Genomic DNA, 25,163 nt, shown 5'->3' on the forward strand with positions numbered 1-25,163 from the left:
AAACTGTGCTTGAGCTTCGATTTCCTCGGTTTACGCTAGGCGTAAACGTTCTGGAGGAGGAATTCGAGATGGGCTTGTTGATCGACGGCCAGTGGCACGATCAGTGGTATGACACCCAGGCGCATGGCGGCGAGTTCGTGCGCGAATCGGCCAAGCTGCGCGACTGGATCACGCCCGATGGTAGCCCCGGTCCCGACGGCCGGTCGGCGCGCACCGCCGAGGCCGACCGCTATCACCTCTACGTGTCGCTGGCCTGCCCCTGGGCACACCGCGTGCTGATCATGCGTCGCCTCAAGGGACTCGAGCCGCTGATCGGCGTCTCGCACACCAGCCCGCTGATGCTCGATCAGGGCTGGACCTATCACCGCGACGAGGGCTCGAGCGGCGATCCGCTCAACGGCGTCGACTTTCACCACCAGCTCTACACCCTGACCGACCCGCATTACACCGGACGGGTCACGGTGCCGGCGCTGTGGGACCGCCGCGACGGCAGTATCGCCAGCAATGAGTCGGCGGATCTGGTGCGCATCTTCAACGACGCCTTCGACGAGCTGACCGGCAATCGCCTGGACCTCTATCCGGCGGATCTGCGCGAGACCATCGATGCCGTCAACGCCGACGTCTACGACCACGTCAACAACGGCGTCTACAAGGCCGGCTTCGCCAGCGAGCAGGACGTCTACGAACGCCACGTCGAGGCGCTGTTCGCTTCCCTCGACCGGCTGGAGACGCGACTGTCCGAGTGGCGCTATCTGGCGGGGGAGTGGCTGACCGAGGCCGACATCCGCCTGTTCACCACCCTGGTGCGGTTCGATGCCGTCTATCACGGCCACTTCAAGTGCAACCTGCGCCGCCTCGAGGACTACCCGAACCTCTCGAACTACGTGCGCGAGCTCTATCAGTGGCCGGGCGTTGCCGAGACGGTGAACATGGAGCATATCCAGCGCCACTACTACATGAGCCACAAGACCATCAATCCCAACGGCATCGTGCCGGCCGGCCCGCTGCTCGGTCTCGAGCGTCCCCACGACCGCGAGCGCCTGCCGGGTCGCGGGATTCGCGAGAAAGGGTAGGGCGCCAGCCTTAAGGGAAGGGAGACATCCGTCTCCCTCCCTTCACTGTCGCTAGCCCTTCTGCTTCGCCAACCACCGATCCAGCGCGTTGGCGAATTCCCGCCGGTCGACGTCCGAATAGCCCTTGGGCCCGCCGGTGTGTTCGCCACTGGCCCTCAAGGTTTCCATGCGGCCCTTGTATCAGGCTCATCTGCACCGTGCAGATGCATGACGATCAGGCGTTCTTCGCCAACCACCGATCCAGCGCGTTGGCGAATTCCCGACGGTCGACGTCCGAGTAGCCCTTGGGCCCGCCGGTGTGTTCGCCGCTGGCTCTCAAGGTTTCCATGAAGTCCCTCATCTGAACCCGGGCGCGGATGTTGCTCTCGTTCAGCGCCTCGCCGCGGCTGGTCATCACGCCGGCGCCGCGCTCGATGGCGGCCAGGGCCAGCGGCAGGTCGGAGGTGATGACCAGGTCGCCCTTCGTCAGGCGGTCGACGATCTCGTCGTCGGCGGCGTCGAAGCCGTGGCTGACCGCCAGGCCCTTGACCCACTTCGAGGGCGGCAGCGGCACCTGGTGGTTGGCGACGAAGGTGGTCGGGGTGGCGGTGCGCTCGGCGGCGCGCACGATGATCTCACGGGCGATCCGCGGGCAGGCATCGGCGTCGACCCAAAGGTTCGGCATGGAGGCTCCTGAAACAAGAGAGTGAAGGAAAGGCGTCGCTGGCCACGCGAGGGGCGCCGGGGGCGGTTCGCAGAAGGGACCTGCGCCAGGGAGGGTGTCGCCAGCGCCCGGGGACGGGGCGAAAGCGCCCTTCGGAGACCCGGCGCCGGATCAGCCCTCGTGTCGATGCGGCGTCGTGCCGGAAAAGATTGGCCAGAGCAAAGCGACGATGGTAGCATGCGCGCTCCTCGCATGTGCTGACCCCACCATCATACTCAGCGCCGTTTCACCCAGCGTGAACACGACGCTCGCGAAGACGCCGGGCCAACCGCCCAAAGCGTTCGAAATGTGAAGATGGAGCGCCGCCAAGAGTTCGCCACCCGGGTGAATTCGGCGCAGACGGTCGCCACGACGGTTCGCCTGCCAAGGCGGGCTCGAACCGATGCCAGGTGCGACCGGCGTCCCCGACTCCGATGTTGACGACGACCTGCCCCCGTGCAGGAACCTGACCGTGTGACCGCGTCAGGGGCGCCACGATGTTTCTTGCCGGCGATGCCGGCCTACCAAGGTGTGATTCATGACCTCGACTTCCGTCGCCTCGCCGAGTTTCGGCGATCTGGCCCTGCTGCCTGCCGTTCATTCTGCTATCGAGACCCTCGGCTACGAGACTCCGTCGCCGATCCAGGCACAGACCATTCCAGCCCTGCTGGAAGGCCGCGACATGCTGGGCCAGGCCCAGACCGGTACCGGCAAGACCGCCGCCTTCGCCCTGCCGCTGCTCTCGCGCCTCGACCTCGACAAGCGCGCGCCCCAGGTGCTGGTGATGGCGCCGACCCGCGAGCTGGCCCAGCAGGTGGCCGTCTCCTTCACCAAGTATGGCCAGAACCTCAAGGGCCTGGAAGTCGCCACCCTGTGCGGCGGCATGGAATATCGCGAGCAGATGCAGGCGCTGCGTCGCGGCGCCCAGGTCGTGGTCGGCACCCCCGGCCGCATCATCGACCACCTGGACCGCGGCAGCCTGAAGCTCGACGGCCTGTCCGCCCTGGTGCTGGACGAAGCCGACGAGATGCTGCGCATGGGCTTCATCGACGACGTCAAGCGCGTGGTCGCCGACACCCCCCAGGACGCCCAGCGCGTGTTCTTCTCCGCCACCCTGCCGGCCGAGATCGAGCGCATCGTCAACCGCTACCTGGTCGAGCCGGTCAAGGTGGCCATCGAGTCGCGCACCACCACCGGCGAGAACATCGAGCAGCGCCGCGTGCGCATCGAGGGCGGTGCCAAGCAGGAAGCCCTGGCGCGCATCCTCGAGGTCGAGCCGGTCGATGCCGCCATCGTCTTCGTGCGCACCCGTGCCTCCTGCACCACCCTGATGGAGCAGCTCTCCGCGCGTGGCGTCAACGTGGCCAGCCTGTCCGGCGATCTCGACCAGAGCCTGCGTGAGCGCACCATCACCCGCCTCAAGCGCGGCAAGATCGACGTGCTGATCGCTACCGACGTGGCCGCCCGTGGCCTCGACGTGCCGCGCATCACCCACGTCATCAACTACGACCTGCCCCAGGACGCCGAGGCCTACACCCACCGCATCGGCCGTACCGGTCGTGCCGGTCGCAACGGCGTGGCGATCACCTTCGCCGGCAACCGCGAAGGCCGCAAGGTCGGCTGGCTGGAGCAGGCCACCGGTCAGAAGATGAGCGAGATGGCCCTGCCCGACGAGGCCGCCATCCGCGCCCATCGCGATCAGGTCTTCCACCAGCGCGCCGTCGCCGCCATCACCAAGGGCGCCGAGGAGCAGCGCGCGCTGATCGAGCAGCTGATCGGTGAAGGCTACGATCCGGTCGACCTGGCCTGTGCCTTCTCCGCCCTGGCGCGCGCCGACGAGGCCCCGATCGGCCGTCTCCAGGCGCCGCGCAAGGAGCGCACCGACCGCAACGATCGCCGTGACGGCAAGCCGCGTCGCGAGAACGGCCCCCGTGACCGTGCACCGCGCGAGGGCATGACCCGCTACCGCGTGTCCGTCGGTCACAAGGACGGCGTCAAGCCCGGCCAGCTGGTCGGCGCCCTGGCCAACGAAGGCGGCATCGAGGGCAACCGCATTGGCCGGATCGACATCCGCAATGCCTTTTCCGTCGTCGAGTTGCCGAACAACCTGCCGTCGAGCATCCTCGACAAGATGGGGCGCGCTCGGGTCGCGGGTCGTCCGCTGGAGATCAGCGAAGACCGCGCTCCCGCCGAGCGTGCGCCTCGCCGCCGCCGCGACGATGACGGTCCGGTGCCGCGTCGCGAACGCGCCTGAGGCGATCTCGCTAGCGTGAGGCGCCGCTCCTGACCGGAGCGGGCGCCTCCCGCGACGCCATGACCGAGCAGGTCGGGGGAAACCCCGGCCTGCTCGTCGTTTATCACTACCGGCCCGTATGGCCGGCATGCATGTCGAGGGGAGAGCGACGATGTGGTCACGTTTGCCGTTTCGCCTGCGGGGCTATCTGATCACCATGACAGGCGTACTGTTCCTGTCGCCGGATGCGCTGATGGTCAAGGCCACCACGGTGGACGTGGCCACCTTCATGTTCTGGCGCGGCCTGTTGCTCGGCGTCGCCCTGCTGGGCGTGGCCTTGTGGCGCTACGGGCGTGAACTGCCGGCGGCGGTGAAGGCCTGCGGCCCCGCGGCCTGGTGGTGCCCGCTGGCCTTCGCCGGCAGCGCCTGGGCCTTCGTCATCGGCGTCCGACTGACCGCCGCCGGCAACGTGCTGGTGATGATGAACCTGGCGCCGCTGGTCGCCGCGCTGATCGGCTGGTGGGTCTTCGGCGAGCGGCTGCGCCGGCAGACCTGGGTGGTGATCGTGGTCTGCGTGGCCGGGGCCTGCCTGATGGCCAGCGGCGAGATCGGCAGCGGCAACCCCCTGGGGCTCGTGGTGGCCTTGGGAGTGCCGTTGTGTATCGCCATCAACACCACCGTGGCCAGCGCCCAGAAGAGCCAGTCCCGGCGCGGCGTCGACACCACCGTGATCCTGCCGCTGGGCTGCCTGGCCATGCTGGTGCCCGGCGCGCTGCTGGGCGGCGTGCAGCTGCCGTCGGCGGCGGACATGCAATACCTGCTGGCGATGGGCGCGCTGCTGACGGTCGCCTACTTCGGCATCCAGACCGGGCCGCGCTACCTGCCGGGCGCCGAGGTCAGCCTGGTGATGCTGCTCGAGACCCTGGTCGGCACCCTGCTGGTGTGGCTCTGGGTCGGCGAGGTGCCGACCGTGGCCGCCTTCATCGGTGGCGGTCTGATCGTGGCCGCGATGCTGATCAGCACGCTGCGCGACCTGCGTCGCCAGCGGCAGAAGGCCGCCGCCGGCGCGCCGGATTCGCGGGAGGTGCTGGAGGCCGCCGCCGAGGGCGGGCCCGATGCCGCCGACGAGCCCGCGGTGGGGTCTCCCGGCGTACGCCGGAGCGACGGGCCGCGCTGAGCTCGGCTGTCGGCAGCAGCCTCGAAGGGCGATGGAGCCTCGGCCGGCCGGTGCGGCGACGAGCGCTTAGCTATATGTGTGACATTTGCTCTGATATGGTCCGCACTTCGTCAGCCATCCGTCAGGAATCGCCATGTCTTCGCTTTCCATCGGTCTCGTGGGGCTCGGCAAGATCGCCCGGGACCAGCATCTGCCGGCCATCCAGGCCAATCCGACCCTGCGCCTGGTGGCCGGGGCCGATCCCGTGGCCCGCATCGACGGCCTGCCGCACCACGCGTCGCTGGAGGCGATGCTCGCCGCCGAGCCCGACCTCGACGCCGTGGCCATCTGCACCCCGACCCACCTGCGCTACGCCCAGGCGCGGCTGGCCCTGGAGGCCGGCAAGCACGTGCTGCTGGAGAAGCCGCCCGGCGCCACGCTGAGCGAGGTCGCGGCGCTGGTCGAGCTGGCCGAGCGCTGCCCCGGCACGCTGTTCGCCGCCTGGCACTCCCAGCAGGCCGGCGGCGTGGCCGCGGCGCGCGAGTGGCTGGCCGAGCGCCGTATCCTCGGCGTCGAGATCGAGTGGAAGGAGGACGTGCACGTCTGGCATCCCGGCCAGGACTGGCTGTGGGAGCCCGGCGGCATGGGCGTCTTCGATCCCGGCATCAATGCCCTCTCGGTGGCCACCCGGGTGCTGCCGCGGCCGTTCTTCCTGCGCCAGGCGACCCTCGAGGTGCCGGCCAACTGCCAGACGCCGATCGCCGCTGAACTGGCCTTCATGGATGCCGAGGAGACGCCGATCGCCGCCGACTTCGACTTCCGCCAGGCCGGCGAGGTCACCTGGGAGGTGCGCGTCGCGACCGACGCCGGCCAGCTGCGGCTGACCCACGGCGGCAATCGCCTGCTGATCGACGACGAGGTCGTGGTGGACGCGCCCACCGGCGACGGCAACGACGAGCCGTCGCGGCTGACCGCCATGGTCGGCCAGGAATACGCCGGGCTCTACGCGCGCTTCGCCGAGCTGGCCGTCGCCGGTCGCTCCGAGGTCGACGTCGCCCCGCTGCGCCAGGTGGCGGACGCCTTCCTCTATGGTCGCCGCGAGAGCGTCGAAGCGTTCGAGGGCCGAGGCTCGCTCACCCGATGACACCCGCTCGGCTTGATCGGTCGGCAGCCCACTGAACAAACAACGGGACGGCGCATGCCGTCCCGTTTCGCTTCCACTCTGGGGTTCTGGTGACGACCTTCTCGGCCCACCAGGGCCTCAGGCCTCGCGTTTTCCGTCGACCAGGCGGCTGACGCCGGCCGGGTTGCCGTCGCGCAGGGCCTCGGGCAGTAGCCCCTGGGGCAGGTTCTGGTAGCACACCGGGCGCAGGAAGCGATGGATCGCCGCGCTGCCCACCGAGGTGGTACGCGCGTCGGAGGTGGCCGGATAGGGCCCGCCGTGGACCATGGCGTGGCACACCTCGACGCCGGTCGGCCAGCCGTTGGCCATCACCCGGCCGGCGCGACGCTCCAGCGTCGGCAGCAGCTTGCGGGCCGCGTCCAGGTCGGCGTCGTCCATCTGCAGGGTGGCGGTGAGCTGGCCTTCCAGCGACTCGGCCACGCGCGTGACCTCGTCGAGGTCGGCGCACTCGACCACCAGCGAGGTGGCGCCGAAGACCTCGGTCTGCAGCGCCTCGTCGCTCATGAAGTCCTCGGCCGAGGCCACGAACAGCCCGGTCTGGCAGGCGTTGGGGCCGTTGCCGGCGGCGCCGCGGGCGACCTCGCGGGCCTTGCTGCTGGCGACCAGGCCGTCGACGCCCTGCACGTAGGCGTCATGGATGCCCGGCGTCAGCATGGTCTGGGCCGCGGAGCCCTTCACCGCCTCGGCGGCGGACGCCACGAAGGCCTCGAGCGCCTCGCCCTTCACGGCGATCACCAGGCCGGGGTTGGTGCAGAACTGGCCGGCGCCCATGTTCAGCGAGCCGATAAAGGCTTCGCCCAGCGCTGCACCACGGGATTCCAGGGCGGCGGGCAGCAGAAATACCGGGTTGATCGAGCTCATCTCGGCGTAGACCGGGATCGGCTCGGGGCGCGACTGCGCCGCCTGCATCAGCGCGGTGCCACCCGAGCGAGAGCCGGTGAAGCCCACCGCCTTGATGCGCGGGTCGCGCACCAGCGCCTGGCCGAGCTCGCGGCCGGAGCCGTAGAGCAGCGAGAACACGCCCTCGGGCAGCTCGCAGCGGGCCACGGCGCGCTGCACGGCGCGGCCGACCAGCTCGGAGGTGCCGGGGTGGGCGGCGTGGGCCTTGACCACCACCGGGCAGCCGGCGGCTAAGCTTGAGGCGGTGTCGCCGCCGGCCACGGAGAACGCCAGCGGGAAGTTGGAGGCGCCGAACACGGCCACCGGACCCAGGGCGATATGGCGCTGGCGCAGGTCGACCCGCGGCATCGGCGCACGCTCCGGCAGGGCCGGATCGAGGCGCACGTCGAGCCACTCGCCGGCGCGGACGACCTTGGCGAACAAGCGCAGCTGCCCGCAGGTGCGGCCGCGCTCGCCCTCCAGGCGGGCCCGCGGCAGGCCGGACTCGGCCATGGCGCGAGTGATCAGCTCATCGCCGATGGCCTCGATCTCGTCGGCCACGGTGTCGAGGAAGCGGGCGCGGGCCTCGAGGCCGGTCTCGCGGTAGGTATCAAAAGCGGCCCAGGCCAGCTCACAGGCCTGTTCCACCTCGGCCCGGCCGCCGGCGGGATAGGCCGGGGACAGGGTCTCGCCGGTGGCGGGATCGACGGCCTGGATCGCGGTGCCGTCGCTGGTCACGGCCTGCTGGCCGATGAGTTGCTTGCCTTCCAGGGTCATGTTGTCTCCTGACGCATGGGTGAGAGGATTGCTAGTGGCCGTCCGTGCAACGTCCTAGCGATGGCCACGGGCGGAGAGATGGGCGAACAGCGCGCGCAGGCCGAAGGTCCAGGCCGGCAGGCGATCACTGCGATCGACGCGGTTGATCAGGGCGCCGAGGCTGGGCGTGGCGATGGTCACGCGATCGTTCAGGTGATGGGTAAAACCCTGACCGGGGCCATCACGGTCCTGGACCGGCGAGAACATGGTGCCGAGGAACAGCATGAAACCGTCCGGATACTGGTGATGCGCGCCGCGGGTCTGCGACACCAGTTCCAGCGGGTCGCGGCTGATCTCGCGCATGTCGCTCGAGTCTTCCAGCACGAAGTCATCATCGGCACCCTCGATGCGCAGCGAGACCTGCGCGTGGCGAACGGTGTCCATCGTGAAGTGCTCATCGAACAAGCGAATGAAGGGGCCGATGGCGCTGGAGGCGTTGTTGTCCTTGGCCTTGCCCAGCAGCAGGGCGCTACGCCCCTCGATGTCGCGCAGGTTGACGTCATTGCCGAGGCTGGCACCGCGCGGGGTGCCAGCGGCATCGACGGCGAGGACGATTTCCGGCTCGGGGTTATTCCAGCGCGAGGCGGGATGCAAGCCGACGGGCTCGCCGAATCCCATCGACGCGAGCGGCTGAGCCTTGGAGAACACCTCGGCGTCTTCGCCGATGCCGACTTCCATGTATTGCGACCAGGCACCGCGGGCCTGGAGATCGGCCTTGAGGGCCAGGGCCTCGGGAGAGCCCGGCCGGATCCGTGACAGGTCGCCGCCGATCAGGGACTGGATCTCGCGGCGCAGCTCGCCGGCTCGGTGCGGGTCGCCAGCGGCCTGCTCTTCGATCACGCGCTCGAGCAGGCTCACGGCGAAGGTCACGCCACAGGCCTTGACGGCCTGCAGGTCGCAGGGCGCGAGCAGGCGGGGGGCATCGTTCGATTCGTTCAGCGAGGACTCGAGCAGGGATTCGACCCGCCCCAGCGATTCGCCCTCGACATCGCGGACGAAGGCGGCAGGGTCTGCCAGGTCGAGCAGATCGGCGATGGTCGCGATCTGCGAGGAGACGTCCAGCACCTCGCCATCGCGGACGACCACGATGGCAGGGCCGGGGCTAGGCGACTCGCGCCAGACCCGGCCGATCAGCATGGCCCGGTCGAGATCGTGGGGAAGACACTGCTGGGGATCGACGTGATGCATGATCATTCCTGTGGCTGAGGAGACGTGGCGGGGCGTGCCACGCGTGGCAGAATTCGCCCGGCGGCCATCAGGTCGTCGGGATCGAAGAGTTGCTTGAGATCGCCGATCAGCTCGCGTTCCAGCTCGCTGAGGCCATCGAGGAAAGCGGCCTGCTTGGTACGCCCGATGCCGTGTTCGGCGCTGATGCTGCCCCGGTAGCGCTCGACGATGGCGAACAGTTCCGTCTCGAGGGCATGGAGCAGGGCTCGCTTGGCGGCGAGATCCAGCCCCGCCGGCGGGAGCAGGTTGAAGTGGAGGTTGCCGTCGCCGAGGTGCCCGTAGGCGATGACCGTGGTTTGCGGCGAGTGCGTGGCCATGGCTCGGCTGGCGTCATCATAGAAGTCGCCGAGCGTGGAGATCGGTAGCGCGATGTCGGTGCGCAGGTGCTCGCCATGGCGCTGCTGGCCCTCGACCATGGCCTCTCGAATCCGCCATAGGCGAGCGGCCTGGGCGTCGCTGCCGGCCAGAACACCGTCGAGCACCTGCCCGGCCTGCATGCCGCTATCGAAGAGGTGTTCGATCATGGCGTCGAGGTCGACCGGGCCGCTGGCGGTGATCTCCAGCAGCACGTAGAACGGCGACGGCGTCTCCAGCGGGTCGGGCAGGTCGGGTGCGGCCTCGAAGGCGAGTTCCAGGCAGGCGCGCGGGATCAGCTCGAAGGCGCTGAGGAGGTCGCAGCAGCTGCGTCGTGCCTGAGCGTAGAGCCCCAGCGCGGCGGATACGTCCGGCACCGCGACCAGCGCGGTGCGCGTGTCCTGAGGCCGGGGAAACAGCTTGAGCATCACCCCGGTGACGATGCCCAGCGTGCCTTCGGCTCCGATGAACAGCTGCTTGAGATCGTAGCCACGGTTGTCCTTGTGCAGCGCATGCATGCCGTGCCAGACACGCCCGTCGGGCAAGACCACCTCCAGCCCCAGCACCAGCTGGCGCATCATGCCGTAGCGCAGCACGTTGAGCCCGCCGGCGTTGGTGGCCACGTTGCCGCCAATCTGACAGCTGCCCTGGGCGCCGAGACTCAGAGGGAAGTCGCAGTCGTGTTCCGCGGCCACGTCCTTGACCGTCTGCAGCACGCAGCCGCTGTCCACGCTCAGGGTGAAGTTGAGGGGGTCGATCTCGCGGACCCGGTTGAGGCGCTCCAGGCTGATCACCAGCTCCGGTCGCTCGGCATCGGGCAGGGCGCCACCGACCAGGCCGGTATGACCGCCTTGAGCGACCATCGGCACCCGATGGCGGTGGCAGAAGTCGACGACATCGGCCACTTCCTCGGTGGTCCGCGGGCGCGCCACGGCCAGGGGCAGGCCGTGCCGGTCGCCCGCCCAGTCCACCGCATAGCGCGACAGGTCCTGCGACGGCGCCACGACGCCGCCCTCACCGAGTAGCGCGTTCAGGGCGTCGATGGCTTCCGACGGGCTGATGTTCATGACGACCTCCTCTTCCTAGGGCCGGGGGCGACGATTAGCGGAACCATAGAACTAACCCGGGAAAGATCAGGAACAGGGCGAGCAGGATGAGCAGCGTGCAATAGAAGGGCAGCAGGCTCTTGACCAGATGCTCCATGCTGACCTTGCCGACGCCGCAACCGACGTAGAGCACGGTACCTACCGGAGGCGTGACCAAGCCGATGCCGAGGATGAACGACATCAGCACGCCGAAATAGACCGGATCGATGCCGAGCTTGACGACTATTGGCGTCATCAACGGGGCGAGGATGACCATGGCGGGCGTCAGGTCCATGAAGAAGCCGACGATCAGCAGGAAGAGGCTCAGTATGCCGAGAATCACGAACATGTTATCCGACAGCGCCGACAGGCTGGCGACCAACTGCTGGGGAATCATGTTGGCGGTCAGCAGCCAGGCCAGCACATTGGCGAAGGCCAACAGCAGCATGACGACCCCGGTGAGCTTGCCGGTAGCGATACACAGCTGGAAGAAACGCTTCAGCGGCAGACTGCGGTAGACGAACATCGACACCAACAGTGCATAGAGCAGCGCGATGGCGGCGCTCTCGGTGGGCGTGAAGACACCGCTCAGGATGCCCCCCACGATGATCACGGGCAGCAGCAGGGCGAGGAAGGCGCTCTTCAATGCGGCGAAGAGTTCGCCGGCATCGAAAGGCTGGGCCTTGCCGGTCTTTTTCGACTGGAGGTAGGTAGTGACGGCAAGCCCCAAGGTGATCAGTATCCCCGGAATGATGCCGGCCAGGAACAGTGCCGAGATCGAGGTGCCGGTGACAACCCCAAACAGAATCATGGGAATCGATGGGGGAATGATGATACCTACCACCGAGGCGGCGACGATGATGGCAGTGGCCATCGGGGCCGAGTAGCCATGCCGCTTCATGGGATCGATCATCATGCTGCCGACGGCCGAGGCATCGGCGACGGCCGAGCCGCTGATACCACCGAAGAACATCGAGGTCAGCACCGCTACTTGACCGAGTCCCCCGGCAATGAAGCCGACCATGGCGCTGGCCAGGCGCACCAGGCGCTTGGCGATACCGCCTTCACTCATCACCTCGCCGACCAGGATAAACAAGGGGATCGCCAGCAGCGGGAAGGAATCGAGACCGTTGACCGCCTCCGACACGATGGGGCTCAGCGAGTAGTCGGCGGAAACGAAGATGAACAGACTGATAGCAGCGAGGCCGAAGGAGATCGGCATGCCGATCACGATGCACAGCATCAGGCCTAGCAGCAGGCTCCAGAGAATCATGTCGGGCTCCGCTTGAGCAGCTGAAAGAGGAAGATCGTATTGGCGATCAGCGTCAGCGCCGCCATGACGGGCATGGCGCTGTAGAGCAGGGTCTTGGGGATCTTCAGCAGTGGAGTCGTGCTGATGTAGCCGGATATCAACTGCTGGAAGCCGAGGAGGATGCAGGCGCACACGACATAGATGACCAGTGCCGAGAGGATGCCGAAGCCTCGACGGATCTTCGGCGGCGCCATGTTCTTGAAGAAGGTGACCGAGACATGCTCGTTGTTCAGGCTGCCTAGTCCCGCGCCGAGCAGCACCAGCCAGATGAACAGCACTCGCGACAGTTCTTCGGCCCACACGAAGGAGTAGTTGAGTACAAAACGGCCGAAGACGTTAGATACCACACAGAAGACGACCCCGAGTACCAGCAGGCCAACGGCGATCTCGAGGCTGCGCTTGAGCAGCCCAAGCACTAAGGAAAGAGGGGAGGTTGAGCTAGCGTTCATGGCGGACTCTCGTGTCTGGCGCGTTAGAGGGGCAGGCGGGACGGCGCCGACCGTCCCGCGACGGCATCTCCGCGTTTACTGTGAGGCCTCACGAATCGCGTCGATCAGCTCACCGCCGATCTCGTCGCGCCACTCGTCATAGACCGGGGCCAGCTGCTCCTGGAACACCTGGACTTGCTCCGGAGTCAGTTCGGTGATTTGCATCCCGGACTCCTGCAGTTGCTGCTTGATCTGATCGTTCAGGGTACGACTGACTTCACGCTCGTAGTCACCCATCTGCTGGGCAGCGTCGCGCACCAACTGCTGGTAATCCGCGGGGAGGCGGTTCCAGAAGCGTTCGGACACCAGGGTGATGAAGGGGGTGTAGACATGGTTAGTCTCGCTGGCGTAGTCCTGCACCTCATTGAACTTCGAGGCCTCGATGGTGATCCAGGGATTCTCCTGACCATCCACCACGCCCTGTTCCAGCGCTGTGAATAGCTCGGCGAAGGACATGGGGGTCGGGTTGGCGCCAAGCGTGCGCCAGATATCGAGGTGGATATCGTTCTGCATGGTGCGAATCTTCAGGCCGTCGAGGTCGTCGGGGGACGACACCGGCGTGGCGCTGTTGGTCAGCTGACGATAGCCGTTCTCGGCCCAGCCGATGGCAACGAGTCCCTGACGGGAAGCGTCATCCAGCATCTGCTGTCCGATCTCACCGTCGAGGACCGTATCGGCCACTTCTGGAGTGGGGAACAGGAACGGCAGATCAAAGACGGCAAATTCCGGAAACATCCCCACCAGGGGCGAGGTGGAGGGCGCGGTCATCTCGAGTGTGCCGGACTGGAGATTGCTGACGGCCTGGAGGTCATCGCCGAGCTGGGCGCTGTGGAACAGTTCGACCTGGATGTTGCCCTCGCTGCGCTGCTCGACGATCTTTTCGAAGTACTCCAGGCCGCGGTACTGGGCACCGGACTGGGTGGTGCCGATACTGAACTTGATCTTGAACTCGCCATCAGCCTGGACAACGTCGCCTTGGACGGCGGGGATCGGCGGCATGTCGGGTGCGGCGCTGGCCTGCAGGGCGGTCAAACCCAGCAGTGTGGCACCGATCAGAGAGGTTACACGCGTCATTGTGGTTGTTGTCATGCTGGCTCCTTGGTGTGGCTGGCGTGTCTGCAACACGCGGTGAGTCGGCCGACCGCGGTGCGCTGCGTATCGGCCGGGCATGAACACATTATTCTCGATATGTTCATCAAAAGGTTTTATATGTTCAACCTACATGAAAGGTCGCTCCATGGGACTTGGCCATTGGTCGAAGTGCTGTGGCCGGCGGCGAAGGTCGGATCATTGCTGCCAGGCTTCCCCGTCGGGGAAATGGAAGCGCGCCAGCGACTCGGCATGCATGGTGATGCTGTAGCCGGGGGCCTCGGGCACCCGATAGCGGCCCTTCTCAATGCGCACCGGGTCGAGGAAGTGCTCGTGCAGATGGTCCACGTACTCGAGGAGGCGACCCTCCAGCGAACCGGACACGGCGATGTAGTCGAACAGGGAGATGTGCTGGGTGTATTCGCACAGCCCGACGCCGCCGCCGTGCGGACAGACCGGCACGTCGTACTTGGCGGCGAGCAGCAGCACCACGATGACCTCATTGAGGCCACCCAGGCGTGCCGCGTCGAGCTGGCAGAAATCGATCGCCTCGGCCTGGAGTAGCTGCTTGAACATCACCCGGTTGTGGCAGTGCTCGCCGGTGGCGACGCCGATAGACGGGGCCAGGCGGGCGCGGATCTCGGCATGGCCGAGGATGTCGTCCGGGCTGGTCGGTTCCTCGATCCATAGCGGCGCGTACTCGGCCAGGCTGCGCATGTTGGCGATAGACTCGTCGACATCCCACATCTGGTTGGCATCCATCATCAGGGTGCGCTGCCAGCCGATTTCCTCGCGCAGGATCTGGGCGCGCCGCCGGTCCTCGGTCAGGTCGCCGCCGACCTTCTGCTTGAAATGCTCCCAGCCCTCTGCCAGCGCCTCGCGGGCCAAGTGACGCATCTTGTCCTCGGAATACCCGAGCCAGCCGGCCGAGGTGGTGTAACCCGGGTAGCCGACCTCCCGCATGTGCGCCTCACGCTTGGCCTTGCCGGCCTCGTTGCGCTTGAGGATCGCCAGCGCCTCACCGGGTGTCAGGGCATCGCTGACGAATCGGAAGTCCAGGCAGCGCACCAGCTCCTCGGGGGACATGTCGGCCAGCAGCTTCCAGATGGGCTTGCCCTCGCGTTTCGCCCACAGATCCCATACGGCGTTGACGATGGCGGCACAGGCAAGGTGGATAACGCCTTTCTCTGGCCCCAGCCAGCGCAGCTGACTGTCTCCGCTGGTCAGGTCGCGCCAGAAGCGGCCCATGTCGGCGGTTATCGTTTCCAGTTCGCGACCCACGATACGTGAGGCCAGGGAATTCACGGCGGCGACGCACACCTCGTTGCCACGACCGATGGTGAAAGTCAGGCCGTGGCCTTCGTGCCCGTCGCCGGCATCTGTCGACAGAATCACGTAGGTGGCCGAGTAGTCCGGCGCCGCATTCATGGCATCCGAGCCGTCCAGATCGCGTGAGGTCGGGAAGCGGGTATCGCGCACTTCGAGGTGGGTAATGGTGGTCATCTTTACTGCTCCTGTGAGGTCGTTCTCCCGAACGAGGCCGGGTCAAGCGTCCTGGCAGCGTATGTCGATCTTTCGATTCCTATCCAATCAAAAATAAGTTCTATTGATTTGTTCTGGTTATCGGTTCATCGATGTCGCCGTCGGTGCCGGGTTGTCCCGCGGGGCGCTTGCAGGGCCGATGCCAAGAGCTCGCTGAAGCAAGACAGGAAGGGAGCGACACGCTGTTTTTGGATATTGTGCGCAATGGTCATTATGTGGAAGGATAAGCGATACAAGATTCCAACAATCGCTTTTTCGAGGTGCAGGCATGGAGCTCATCAATGATTCGCAGGCGGTGATCAGGCTGAATGCCGCCGACAATGTCGGCGTCGCCACCCGGGCGATTCCTCAAGGATTTCCTGTCGATGCCAGCCAGCACCTTGCCGCCCAGAACATCGATGCCGGTCACAAGGTGGCCTTGGCGGCGATCGCCGACGGCGATGAGGTCATCAAATACGGTCAGGTCATCGGTGTGGCCGTTCGCGATATCGGTATCGGCGAACACGTGCACACGCACAACGTGGCGATGCGCGAGCGCGACTCGTCGTTGTCGACGTTCGTTCCGGCCGAGAAGACGCCTGTGATGGCGAACGAGCGGACCTTCGACGGCTACCATCGGGACAACGGTCAGGTGGGCACACGCAACTACATTGGCATCCTGTCGACGGTCAACTGCTCGGCGACGGTGGCCAAGATGGCGGCGGAGTCCCTCAATGCCGACGGAGAGATCGAGAGGCTGGGATTCGATGGGGTCGTTCCGGTCACTCATGGGTCGGGGTGTGCCATGAACACCGAGTCCGACGGTTTCGCCTTTCTCGAGCGGGTGATCGCGGGGTATGCACGCCACCCCAACTTTGCCTTCGTGCTGATCATCGGCCTGGGCTGCGAGACGAACCAGGTCAAACAGTTGGTGGAGAAGTCAGGCCTGGCAGGCAGCTCGCGAATCTATTCATTCAATATTCAGGAGGCAGGGGGGACTCGGGCGAGCATCCGGCAGGCCAGCGACAAGGTGCTGGAGATGGCTCGCGCGCGTGAGCGCCCGGTGCGGCGTCCGGCGGCGCTGGCGCATCTGACCGTGGCGCTGCAGTGCGGTGGCTCTGACGGCTATTCGGGCATCTCCGCTAACCCGGCCCTGGGTCGTGCCGCGGATCTTGTCGTGAGACATGGTGGTAACGTCATTCTCAGCGAGACACCGGAGATCTACGGCGCGGAGCATCTGTTGCTCGATCGCGCCATCGACGAGGAGGTGGCGCACAAGCTGCTCGAACGCATGGCCTGGTGGAAGCATTACACCCGCATCAATGGGGCGGAGCTCAACAACAACCCGTCGCCGGGCAACAAGGCCGGCGGGCTGTCGACGATCCTCGAGAAGTCGCTGGGCGCGGTGGCCAAGGGCGGGACATCGAGCCTCAACGACGTCCTCGAATATGCCCAGCCGCGCCGGCGGCCCGGCTTCAACTTCATGGACAGCCCCGGGTACGACCCGGCATCGGTGACCGGCCAGATCGCCTCGGGGGCCAACATGGTCTGCTTCACCACCGGCCGGGGGTCGGTCTCGGGCTTCAAGCCGGCGCCTTGTCTCAAGCTCGCGACCAACACTCGCATGTTCGAGGCCATGCACGAAGATATGGACATCAACTGCGGTACCATCGTCGATGGCGTGGCGAGCGTCGATAGTGTCGGCCGCGAGATCTTCGAGCACATCATCGCGGTGGCTTCCGGCAAGCTCAGCGCCAGCGAGACGCTTGGCTATGGCAACAACGAATTCGTCCCGTGGATGGTCGGTGCCGTCACCTGAGCGTCGAGGCTGGCAAGCGAGACGTTTTAGCGAGAGGATATGACGCGTTTCCTGGTCGAGTGCGTGCATGAGCAATACATTGAAAGAGCAGTTGTACCAGGCCCTTGTGCAAGGGATCGACCGGGGACATCTCGAGCCTGGGCTGGTGCTGCTGGAGGGCAATATTGCCGCTATCTTCGACATGAGCCGCTCTCCGGTGCGCCAGACCCTGAGCCGGCTTCATGACGAGGGCAAAATCTGTCGCTTCGATGGCCGCGGCTATCTGGTCGGTCGGGGAGACGGAGAGATCATCCGGCGACCCCTGGGCGCCGGTGACTTTCGTGCGGTGGGTGGGCAGGCGTCAATCCAGCGCACGGAAGCCTGGCAGGCATTAGCCGAAAAGGTCGAACGCGACCTGGTGCTTTGCTCGATGAAAGGCCGCTTGGAGCTTAACGAACTCCAGCTTGCCAAGACCTACGATGTCAGCCGCACGACGACGCAGCGTATCCTGGCCTCGCTGCAGTCGCTAGGAGTCGTCGACAAGACCAAGTACAGCAGCTGGAGCGTGATCCCGCTGGACGATGCGCGCCTGCACCACCTGTATGACGCTCGTCGTCAGTTGGAACCCTTCATGATTTCCCGTGCCTGCGGGGTCCTGTCCGACCATGAGCTCTCCGGCTATCTCTTCCGGCTGGATGAAGCCGCGCGGGAGTATCCGAATCTCGAGGGCGCCAGGCTCGATGCGCTCGAGAATGAACTGCACCAAGAGGCGCTGATGCGCGGCGGTAATCCGGAGATCATCACCATGCTGCGCCGCACGCGGCCTATCCTGTTGATCAGCAAGCACCTGCTGGGCGGTGCGGTGGAGATGCCCGCAGAGGATCCGCTCTTCACGGAGCATCGCCGGGTCTTCGAGGCGCTGAGTGCGCGATTGCCCAAGCAGGCCGGCCAGGCGCTCGATGAGCACTTGGCGAACGCCGAGACCAAGGTCAGGCAACGCCTGGCCGACTTTCGCGAGACCGGCGAGGTGGTGATGCCGCGCTATCTGAGCTGGGTGGAAACGCTCTAGGCCGCTTTCCCCTGTTCCTCCGGCAGCTCCAGCGACAGCGGTTCGGCCAGTGCCACGGCGGTTGAGCTGCCACTTTGCCGGCTTGAATCGATCAGGCCGCTCTCGCCGAGCCCACAATCGGTGTCGATAAGTGGCGTGCGAATGCCGAGTGTTTCGCGTCCGGCTGGGCGCCTTGTTTCTATCAGGACCTGCGGGATCTGCCGGATGGCCGGGACCGGGAGTGTCACCGGCTGGTGACCTGTTTCTCATTACAACCCAGTCGCAGTTTGTGGCATTGTGATTCAATCTGGTTATCACGATGCTGCGGTCACTCTAGGGGACGGGCACGAACGGGATCCCCATCAGCATGGAAAGACTGTCGTCCTCTAGCCTCTTTGGCTGGCTGCGCTTCAAACATTTGATACTGCTGACAACGCTGGCGCAGAGTCGCAACATGCATGCGGCGGCGCGAGCGATGCACTTGAGCCAGCCGGCGGCGAGCAAGATGCTGCGCGACCTCGAGGCATACTTCGGCTTCACCATCTTCGAACGCCTGCCGCGGGCCATGCAGCCTACCGAACTCGGTGAGCAGGTGATTCGCCATGCCTGGCGGCTGGTTAACGACGCTGATCGACTCGTCAGTGACATCAATGACCTGCGCGAGGGTGGCTATGGACAGCTGTTGATCGGCGCGATCGCCGCGGCGGCACCCGAGATCCTGCCGACGGCGATTGCCCGGCTTAAGCGCCAGCGGCCGCGGTTATCGATTAGCCTGCAAGAGCAGACCAGTGATCGGCTGTTGGCTGAACTCGAGTACAAGCGACTTGATCTGGTGATCGGCCGGCTGACCCATGTCAGTCAGCACAACCTCTTCGATTTCGAGCCTTTGCTCGATGAGCCACTGCGGGTGGTCGTGCGACACGATCATCCGTTGGTACCAGTCGACGAGCCTCCTGACCTGGCCACACTGAGTCGCTGGCCCTGGATCCTGCATCCCTTGAGCAGTCCCATGCGGGGCGTGTTCGAGGCGGCGCTGGCCGAGGAGGGGGTCGCCTCGCCCAACGATGTTGTCGAGACCACCTCGATCCAGGCGACGCTGCAACTGCTGCAGGCGTCCGACATGCTAGCGGTATTGCCGCGTTCGGTATTGCGACGCCCGCTGGAAAGCGGCCAGTACGTGATTCTCGAGCGGGTGATTGGCAAGCCCCTCGACTACTTCGGCATCATTAGCCGACGCGGTGAGCCCCTGTCGCCTGCCGCCCAGGAGCTCATCGATCATCTGCGCGATCTGGTCGGCAGTTTGGCAGATGCCCCCGCGCTGCCTGACGAGGCGAACGCTCCCGAATGACCACGGGACGGCGCATGCCGTCCCGCTTCGCTTTTACCTGGGGTCTCTGGTGACGACCTTCTCGCCCCACCAGGACCTCAGGCCTCGCGTTTTTCGTCGACCAGGCGGCTGACGCCGGCCGGGTTGCCGTCGCGCAGGGCCTCGGGCAAGAGCCCTGACGGCAGGTTCTGGTAGCACACCGGGCGCAGGAAGCGATGGATCGCCGCGCTGCCCACCGAGGTGGTGCGCGCGTCCGAGGTGGCCGGATAAGGCCCGCCGTGGACCATGGCGTGGCACACCTCGACGCCGGTCGGCCAGCCGTTGGCCATCACCCGGCCGGCGCGACGCTCCAGCGCCGGCAGCAGCGCACGGGCCGCGTCCAGGTCGGCGTCGTCCATCTGCAGGGTGGCGGTGAGCTGGCCTTCCAGCGACTCGGCCACGCGCTTGACCTCGTCGAGGTCGGCGCACTCGACCACCAGCGAGGTGGCGCCGAAGACCTCGGCCTGCAGCGCCTCGTCGCTCAGGAAGTCCTGAGCGGAGGCCACGAACAGCCCGGTCTGGCAGGCGTTGGGGCCGTCGCCGGCGGCGCCGCGGGCGACCTCGCGGGCCTTGCTGCTTTGCATGAGGCCGTCGACGCCCTGCACGTAGGCGTCATGGATGCCCGGCGTCAGCATGGTCTGGGCCGCGGAGCCCTTCACCGCCTCGGCGGCGGATGCCACGAAGGCATCGAGCGCCTCGCCCTTCACGGCGATCACCAGGCCGGGGTTGGTGCAGAACTGGCCGGCGCCCATGTTCAGCGAGCCGATAAAGGCCTCGCCGAGTGCCTTGCCGCGAGCCTGGAGCGCTTCCGGCAGCAGGAACACCGGGTTGATCGAGCTCATCTCGGCGTAGACCGGGATCGGCTCGGGGCGCGACTGCGCCGCCTGCATCAGCGCGGTGCCCCCCGAGCGCGAGCCGGTGAAGCCCACCGCCTTGATGCGCGGGTCGCGCACCAGCGCCTGGCCGAGCTCGCGGCCGGAGCCGTAGAGCAGCGAGAACACGCCCTCGGGTAGCTCGCAGCGGGCCACGGCGCGCTGCACGGCGCGGCCGACCAGCTCGGAGGTGCCGGGGTGGGCGGCGTGGGCCTTGACCACCACCGGGCAGCCGGCGGCCAGCGCCGAGGCGGTGTCGCCGCCGGCCACCGAGAACGCCAGCGGGAAGTTGGAGGCGCCGAACACGGCCACCGGACCCAGGGCGATGTGGCGCTGGCGCAGGTCGACCCGCGGCATCGGCTGACGCTCCGGCAGGGCCGGATCGAGGCGCACATCGAGCCACTCGCCGGCGCGCACGACCTTGGCGAACAGGCGCAGCTGCCCGCAGGTGCGGCCGCGTTCGCCCTCCAGGCGGGCCCGCGGCAGGCCGGACTCGGCCATGGCGCGAGTGATCAGGTCATCGCCGATGGCCTCGATCTCCTCGGCCACGGTCTCGAGGAAGCGGGCGCGGGCCTCGAGACCGGTCTCGCGGTAGGTATCGAAGGCGGCCCAGGCCAGGTCGCAGGCCCGTTCCACCTCGGCCCGGCCGCCGGCGGGATAGGCCGGGGACAGGGTCTCGCCGGTGGCGGGATCGACGGCGTGGATCGGCTTGCCGTCGCTGGTCACGGCCTGCTGGCCGATGAGTTGCTTGCCTTCCAGGGTCATGGGGCCTCCTGAGGTCACAGGGATTGAACGGGGGGTTCGGGGGTGTCGGCCTCGAACGCCAGCGGGTTGCGCAGCGTGCGGCCGAAGGCCGGCAGACTGATCTCGAAGCGATCGCCGTCGCGGGTCTGGACGCCGTCGGCGAAGCTCAGCGTCGCGGTGCCGAAGAAGTGCACGTGGACGTCGCCGGGGCGCCGGAAGCCCGGGTACTTGAAGTGGTGCTGCTCGAGGTTGGCGACGGTGTGGGCCATGTTGGCCTCGCCGGTGAGGAACGGCTTCTCCCACAGGGTCTCGCCGTCGCGCACGATGCGGCTCGTGCCCTCGAGGTGGTCGGGCAGCTCGCCGATCAAGAGCTCCGGGCCGAAGCTGCAGTGGCGCAGCTTGGAGTGGGCCAGCCACAGGTAGTTGAAGCGCTCGGTGACGTGGTCGGAGAACTCGTTGCCGATGGCGTAGCCGACGCGCCAGGGCTGGCCGTCGTCGCCGATGACGTAGAGCCCGGCGAGCTCCGGCTCCTCGCCGGCATCCTCGGCGAAGGCGGGCACCGGCATCGGCGCCTCGGGGGCCACCACGCAGTCGCCGTCGCCCTTGTAGAACCACTCCGGCTGGGCGCCGGTCTCGCCGGCGGCGGGCTTGCCGCCCTCCACGCCGAGCTTGAACATGCGCATGGAGTCGGTCAGCTCGGACTCGTCGGCCTGGGCCTTGGCATGCATGGAAGCGCGGGTATCGGCGCTGCCCAGGTGGGTCAGGCCGGTGCCGGTGACCAGGCAGTGGGCCGGGTCGTCATGGGTCAGCGGCGGCAGCAGGCGGCGCTCGTCGACCAGCGCCTGGTAGTCCAGGCGGGTCTCGGTCAGCGCCGACCCGACGATCTCGGCCAGCGGCCGACCGGCGGCGATGGCCCGCTGGGCGAGGGTGTAGGTGTCGGCCTCGGTCAGGCGGACCCTGTTGTCGTCTTCGACCAGGGCGGCGCGGGCCGTACCGTCATGAAGGCATTGGATGATGCGCATGGCGAGTTTCCTCGGCTGTCGGGTCGGGGCGGCGAAGCATTGACGTGGCCCCATCATAGCCCCGGCGTCGGGTGTATGTGCAACATATGTTTTTATATGTTGATTTTAAGCATGGGGGCGAGGCAAGGCGACGGGGCGCCGCCTTGCCGGCGCGGTTACACCAGCCACATGGCCATGTCGGGCCAGAACAGCAGCGCGAACAGCACGCACAGCTGCAGGGCAATGAAGGGCAGCACCGCGACGAAGATGTCCTTGAGGCTGACCTCGGGTGGCGCCACCCCCTTGAGGTAGAAGGCGGCCGGGCCGAACGGCGGCGACAGGAAGGACACCTGCATGTTCACCGCGAACAGGATGCCGAACCAGATCGGGCTGTAGCCCAGCTGCTCGACGATCGGCACGAAGATCGGCAGTGTCAGCATCGCCACGCCGATCCAGTCGAGGAACATGCCCAGCACCAGCAGGATCGCCATCATCACCAGGATGATCACGATCGGCGCCACGTCGAGGCCCATGATCATGCTCGAGATGAAGCGGTTGCCGCCCATCAGGTTGTAGACGCCCACCAGCGCCGCGGCGCTGATGCCGATCCAGATGATCATGCCGCAGGTGGTCAGGGTCTGGCCGAGGCTCTGGTGCAGGGTCTTGAACGAGAACTCGCCGCGCGCGAACACCGCCAGCAGCACGCCGAACACGCCCATGGCCGCCGCCTCGGTGACCGAGGCCACGCCGCCGTAGATCGAGCCCAGCACCAGCCCGGCGATCAGCGCCGGCACGATGATGGCGCGCAGCGCCTGGCCGCGGCTGGCGAAGCCTTCCTCGCGGTCGGCGTCGGTCATCGGCGGGCCCATCTCGGGGTTCTTCAGGCAGCGCACCAGCACGTAGCCGATGTAGCTGGCCATCAGGATCACCGCCGGGGTGATGGCCGCGGTGAACAGGTCGGCGATCGACTGGGAGGCGATCAGGCCGTAGATGATCAGCACGATGGACGGCGGCATCATGGTGCCGAGCGCGCCGCCGGCGCAGACCACGCCGATCGACAGGTGCTTGTCGTAGCCCAGTCGCAGCATCTGTGGCAGCGCCAGGATGCCCAGCAGCACGATCTCGCCGCCGATGATCCCGGACAGCGCGGCCAGGAAGAAGGCCACCACCACGGTCTGCACGGCCACGCCGCCGGGCAGGCGGCCGGCGAACACCCGCATGGCGTTGAACAGGTCCTTGGCGATCCCCGATCGGTCCAGTAGCGAGGCCATCAACACGAACATCGGCACCGCCACCAGCGAGTATTCGGTGACGAAGCCGTAGACTCGGCTGGTGACCAGCGGCAGGGCGTTGGGCCCGAACCAGCCGAAGGTGAAGGAGAGCGCGACCAGGCCGGTGATGAAGGCCAGCGGCAGGCCGGTGATCAGCAGGGCGAAGATCAGCCCCACCATCAACATGGTTCCGGTTGCGATATCCATCAGTCGATCTCGTGTGATGTGGTGTCGGGCCGACGGCGCAGCGAGCGGATCAGGTGCAGGCAGGACTGCACGCACATGATGGCGAGTGCCAGCAGGATCATGCCCTTCACCAGCGCCGGAAACGGCGGGTTCCAGGAGGTGCCGGAACGTTCCAGCTGCCATTCGCCCAGCGGGTTGTGGGAGGCCGACCAGAACATGGTGAAGGCGGCGTAGCTCATGGCCAGGCAGAAGCCGAAGGTCACCAGGTCGTTGAAGCGGTCGAGCCACAGCCGGCAGCGCGGGCCGGCGGCGTCGTAGAGCACCTTGACGCGGATATGGCGATCGCTGGCCAGCGCGGCGGGGCCGCCCAGGGCGAAGCCGACCGCGACCAGCATCACCACGCTCTCGTGGACCCAGGAGGTCGGCGAGTTGAAGGCGTAGCGCATGATGACCTCATAGACGCTGATCGCCATGGCGATGAACACCAGCCAGGCGGCGCCGCTGGCGGCCATGACCACGCCGCGGTCGAAGGCGCCGCGCACGGGCGGTGCGCTGTCGCCTTCGATCGCGGCGGGATCGTCGGGAAGGGGGGAAGACATGACTCCTCCGGGGGCGCGGGATGCGCCGTCATGAACGTCAGGGAAGACGGCGGCACTCGGGCGCCGCCGTCCGGTGTGGCTGGGGATTACAGCTGGCCGCGGGCCTCGAGGAAGGCGGTGGCCTGGTCGTAGATCTTCTGGGTCATCTCGTTGCGGCCGGCCCACTCGGCCCATTCCTGCTCGGCGGCCTGGCGGAACGCCTTGCGCTCCTCGGCGGGCAGGTCGATGGGGGTAACGTCGGCGTTCTGGTTGAGTGCCTGCAGGGTCTCGATGTCCTGGGCCTTGAGGCGGGCGATCAGGTCATAGGCCATGCCGTCGAAGGCGGTCTCGAGGGTGGTCTGGATGTCCTCGGGCAGGCCGTCCCAGATGTCCTGGTTGATCGACACGGCGATCATCGGCATGGAGTGGAAGCCCGGATAGAGCGGGTAGGGCGCGAAGGCGTGGATGCCCATGGCGTCGTTGTTGGACAGCACCGTGGAGTCGGCGGCGTCGATCACGCCCTTCTCCAGGCCGGTGTAGACCTCGGAGCCCGGCAGGTTGACCGGGGTGGCACCGATGCGTTCGAAGATGTTGTAGACCATGCCCTGGGGCGCGCGGATCTTGAGGCCTTCGAAGTCGGCGATGGAGTCGACCTCGACGGTGGAGGGAATCGACTCCAGCGGGAAGGTCGCGGCGCTGATCAGGTGGGTGCCGTAGGGCGAGGCCAGCTCGTTGTAGAGCGCCTCGCCGCCGCCCTGCTTCATGAACTCCAGGAAGTCGTAGGGATCGTTCCAGGCGCCGACCAGGTTGCCGATCATGCCGAAGGCCGGGTCCTGGCCCGAGAAGTAGCTGGGATCGGTCATGTGGCCCTGGAGGATGCCGGAGGAGACCGCCTGCAGGGTCTCGGTGGGGCCGACCACGGCGTTGATCGGCAGCATCTCGATGCTCACCCGGCCGTCGGTCATGGTCTCGATCCGGTCGGCCCACTCCTGCTTGATCTGGAAGCTGGGTTCGCCGGCGGTCTCGGAGGCCTGGAACTTCCACTCGTATTCCGCCGCCTGGGCGGCGGACAGGCCGAGCATCATCGCCGTGCCGGTGAGCAGCAGGCTGGGCGTCTTGAGGTAGGGCATCGGAACTCTCCATCGAAGCTGTTGTTGTGTCGCGGCGCTCCGGCTGGCGTGCCGTCGCGGGCTCTAAATGT

Annotated in this window: 21 protein-coding genes; 7 read left to right on the forward strand and 14 right to left on the reverse strand. The window is 66.8% G+C overall.

From position 1 onward, the window contains the following. Positions 1-68: 68 nt before the first annotated feature. On the forward strand, positions 69-1,073 hold the full coding sequence (locus ACGTNF_RS00345; RefSeq protein ID WP_394599891.1) for a glutathione S-transferase family protein: 1,005 nt from the start codon (positions 69-71) through the stop codon (positions 1,071-1,073). A 51-nt stretch (positions 1,074-1,124) separates the two neighbouring features. Here ACGTNF_RS00345 and ACGTNF_RS00350 read toward each other — a convergent pair whose 3' ends face one another. Both ACGTNF_RS00350 and ACGTNF_RS00355 read right to left on the reverse strand, forming a co-directional pair. Beyond that, positions 1,125-1,241, reverse strand: a complete 117-nt coding sequence (locus ACGTNF_RS00350) for a DUF188 domain-containing protein (RefSeq protein WP_394599892.1) — start codon at positions 1,239-1,241, stop codon at positions 1,125-1,127. 46 nt (positions 1,242-1,287) lie between these two features. Beyond that, a complete protein-coding gene (locus ACGTNF_RS00355) occupies positions 1,288-1,737 on the reverse strand; it encodes a YaiI/YqxD family protein (RefSeq protein ID WP_394599893.1) in 450 nt (149 codons plus the stop codon). Positions 1,738-2,293: 556 nt separating this feature from the next. Between ACGTNF_RS00355 and ACGTNF_RS00360 the strand changes: the two genes are divergently transcribed. From ACGTNF_RS00360 to ACGTNF_RS00370, 3 genes are all read left to right on the forward strand, one after another. Next, the gene (locus ACGTNF_RS00360; RefSeq protein WP_394599894.1) at positions 2,294-4,009 is read left to right on the forward strand and encodes a DEAD/DEAH box helicase; all 1,716 of its coding nucleotides are present in this window, start codon (positions 2,294-2,296) and stop codon (positions 4,007-4,009) included. A gap of 151 nt (positions 4,010-4,160) precedes the next feature. Then, a complete protein-coding gene (locus ACGTNF_RS00365; protein WP_394599895.1) occupies positions 4,161-5,165 on the forward strand; it encodes a DMT family transporter in 1,005 nt (334 codons plus the stop codon). A gap of 133 nt (positions 5,166-5,298) precedes the next feature. Next, positions 5,299-6,288: a Gfo/Idh/MocA family protein gene (locus ACGTNF_RS00370; RefSeq protein WP_394599896.1), complete on the forward strand. Its 990-nt coding sequence runs from the start codon at positions 5,299-5,301 to the stop codon at positions 6,286-6,288. A gap of 117 nt (positions 6,289-6,405) precedes the next feature. Here ACGTNF_RS00370 and ACGTNF_RS00375 read toward each other — a convergent pair whose 3' ends face one another. The 7 genes from ACGTNF_RS00375 to ACGTNF_RS00405 all read right to left on the reverse strand — a co-directional run bounded on the left by ACGTNF_RS00375 (position 6,406) and on the right by ACGTNF_RS00405 (position 15,080). Next, the gene (locus ACGTNF_RS00375; RefSeq protein WP_394599897.1) at positions 6,406-7,983 is read right to left on the reverse strand and encodes an aldehyde dehydrogenase (NADP(+)); all 1,578 of its coding nucleotides are present in this window, start codon (positions 7,981-7,983) and stop codon (positions 6,406-6,408) included. 54 nt (positions 7,984-8,037) lie between these two features. Further along, entirely contained in the window at positions 8,038-9,210 is a 1,173-nt protein-coding gene (locus tag ACGTNF_RS00380) for a fumarylacetoacetate hydrolase family protein (RefSeq protein WP_394599899.1), read from the reverse strand. 2 nt (positions 9,211-9,212) lie between these two features. Continuing rightward, positions 9,213-10,670, reverse strand: coding sequence for an FAD-binding oxidoreductase (locus ACGTNF_RS00385; RefSeq protein ID WP_394599900.1), 1,458 nt, complete (start codon positions 10,668-10,670; stop codon positions 9,213-9,215). Positions 10,671-10,704: 34 nt separating this feature from the next. Further along, positions 10,705-11,961, reverse strand: coding sequence for a TRAP transporter large permease (locus tag ACGTNF_RS00390; RefSeq protein WP_394599901.1), 1,257 nt, complete (start codon positions 11,959-11,961; stop codon positions 10,705-10,707). Then, complete coding sequence (locus tag ACGTNF_RS00395; protein WP_394599902.1) at positions 11,958-12,449, reverse strand: TRAP transporter small permease; 492 nt, start codon at positions 12,447-12,449, stop codon at positions 11,958-11,960. Before ACGTNF_RS00395 ends, ACGTNF_RS00390 begins: the two co-directional genes overlap by 4 nt. Before the next feature lie 75 nt (positions 12,450-12,524). Continuing rightward, complete coding sequence (locus tag ACGTNF_RS00400; protein ID WP_394599903.1) at positions 12,525-13,577, reverse strand: TRAP transporter substrate-binding protein; 1,053 nt, start codon at positions 13,575-13,577, stop codon at positions 12,525-12,527. A 198-nt stretch (positions 13,578-13,775) separates the two neighbouring features. Beyond that, a complete protein-coding gene (locus tag ACGTNF_RS00405) occupies positions 13,776-15,080 on the reverse strand; it encodes an L-fuconate dehydratase (RefSeq protein WP_394599904.1) in 1,305 nt (434 codons plus the stop codon). 307 nt (positions 15,081-15,387) lie between these two features. On the opposite strand from ACGTNF_RS00405, the gene ACGTNF_RS00410 reads away from it, so the two are divergent. The 3 genes from ACGTNF_RS00410 (at position 15,388) to ACGTNF_RS00420 (ending at position 19,292) form a co-directional block, all read left to right on the forward strand. Further along, the gene (locus tag ACGTNF_RS00410) at positions 15,388-16,917 is read left to right on the forward strand and encodes a UxaA family hydrolase (protein ID WP_394599906.1); all 1,530 of its coding nucleotides are present in this window, start codon (positions 15,388-15,390) and stop codon (positions 16,915-16,917) included. 67 nt (positions 16,918-16,984) lie between these two features. Continuing rightward, positions 16,985-17,965, forward strand: coding sequence for a GntR family transcriptional regulator (locus tag ACGTNF_RS00415; protein ID WP_394599908.1), 981 nt, complete (start codon positions 16,985-16,987; stop codon positions 17,963-17,965). A 346-nt stretch (positions 17,966-18,311) separates the two neighbouring features. Then, positions 18,312-19,292, forward strand: coding sequence for a LysR family transcriptional regulator (locus ACGTNF_RS00420; RefSeq protein ID WP_394599909.1), 981 nt, complete (start codon positions 18,312-18,314; stop codon positions 19,290-19,292). Between the two features lie 77 nt (positions 19,293-19,369). Here the strand turns inward: ACGTNF_RS00420 and ACGTNF_RS00425 are convergent, their stop codons facing one another. From ACGTNF_RS00425 to ACGTNF_RS00445, 5 genes are all read right to left on the reverse strand, one after another. After that, positions 19,370-20,947, reverse strand: coding sequence for an aldehyde dehydrogenase (NADP(+)) (locus ACGTNF_RS00425; protein WP_394599910.1), 1,578 nt, complete (start codon positions 20,945-20,947; stop codon positions 19,370-19,372). Between the two features lie 14 nt (positions 20,948-20,961). Continuing rightward, on the reverse strand, positions 20,962-21,948 hold the full coding sequence (gene araD1 / locus ACGTNF_RS00430; protein WP_394599911.1) for an AraD1 family protein: 987 nt from the start codon (positions 21,946-21,948) through the stop codon (positions 20,962-20,964). 155 nt (positions 21,949-22,103) lie between these two features. Continuing rightward, entirely contained in the window at positions 22,104-23,405 is a 1,302-nt protein-coding gene (locus ACGTNF_RS00435; protein WP_394599913.1) for a TRAP transporter large permease, read from the reverse strand. Further along, complete coding sequence (locus ACGTNF_RS00440) at positions 23,405-23,983, reverse strand: TRAP transporter small permease subunit (protein ID WP_394599914.1); 579 nt, start codon at positions 23,981-23,983, stop codon at positions 23,405-23,407. Before ACGTNF_RS00440 ends, ACGTNF_RS00435 begins: the two co-directional genes overlap by 1 nt. 86 nt (positions 23,984-24,069) lie before the next feature. After that, positions 24,070-25,092, reverse strand: coding sequence for a TRAP transporter substrate-binding protein (locus ACGTNF_RS00445; protein ID WP_394599915.1), 1,023 nt, complete (start codon positions 25,090-25,092; stop codon positions 24,070-24,072). Positions 25,093-25,163 lie beyond the last annotated feature (71 nt).

Origin of the sequence: Halomonas sp. B23F22_10, from assembly GCF_043496975.1 — a bacterium.
Classification (GTDB): domain Bacteria; phylum Pseudomonadota; class Gammaproteobacteria; order Pseudomonadales; family Halomonadaceae; genus Halomonas; species Halomonas smyrnensis.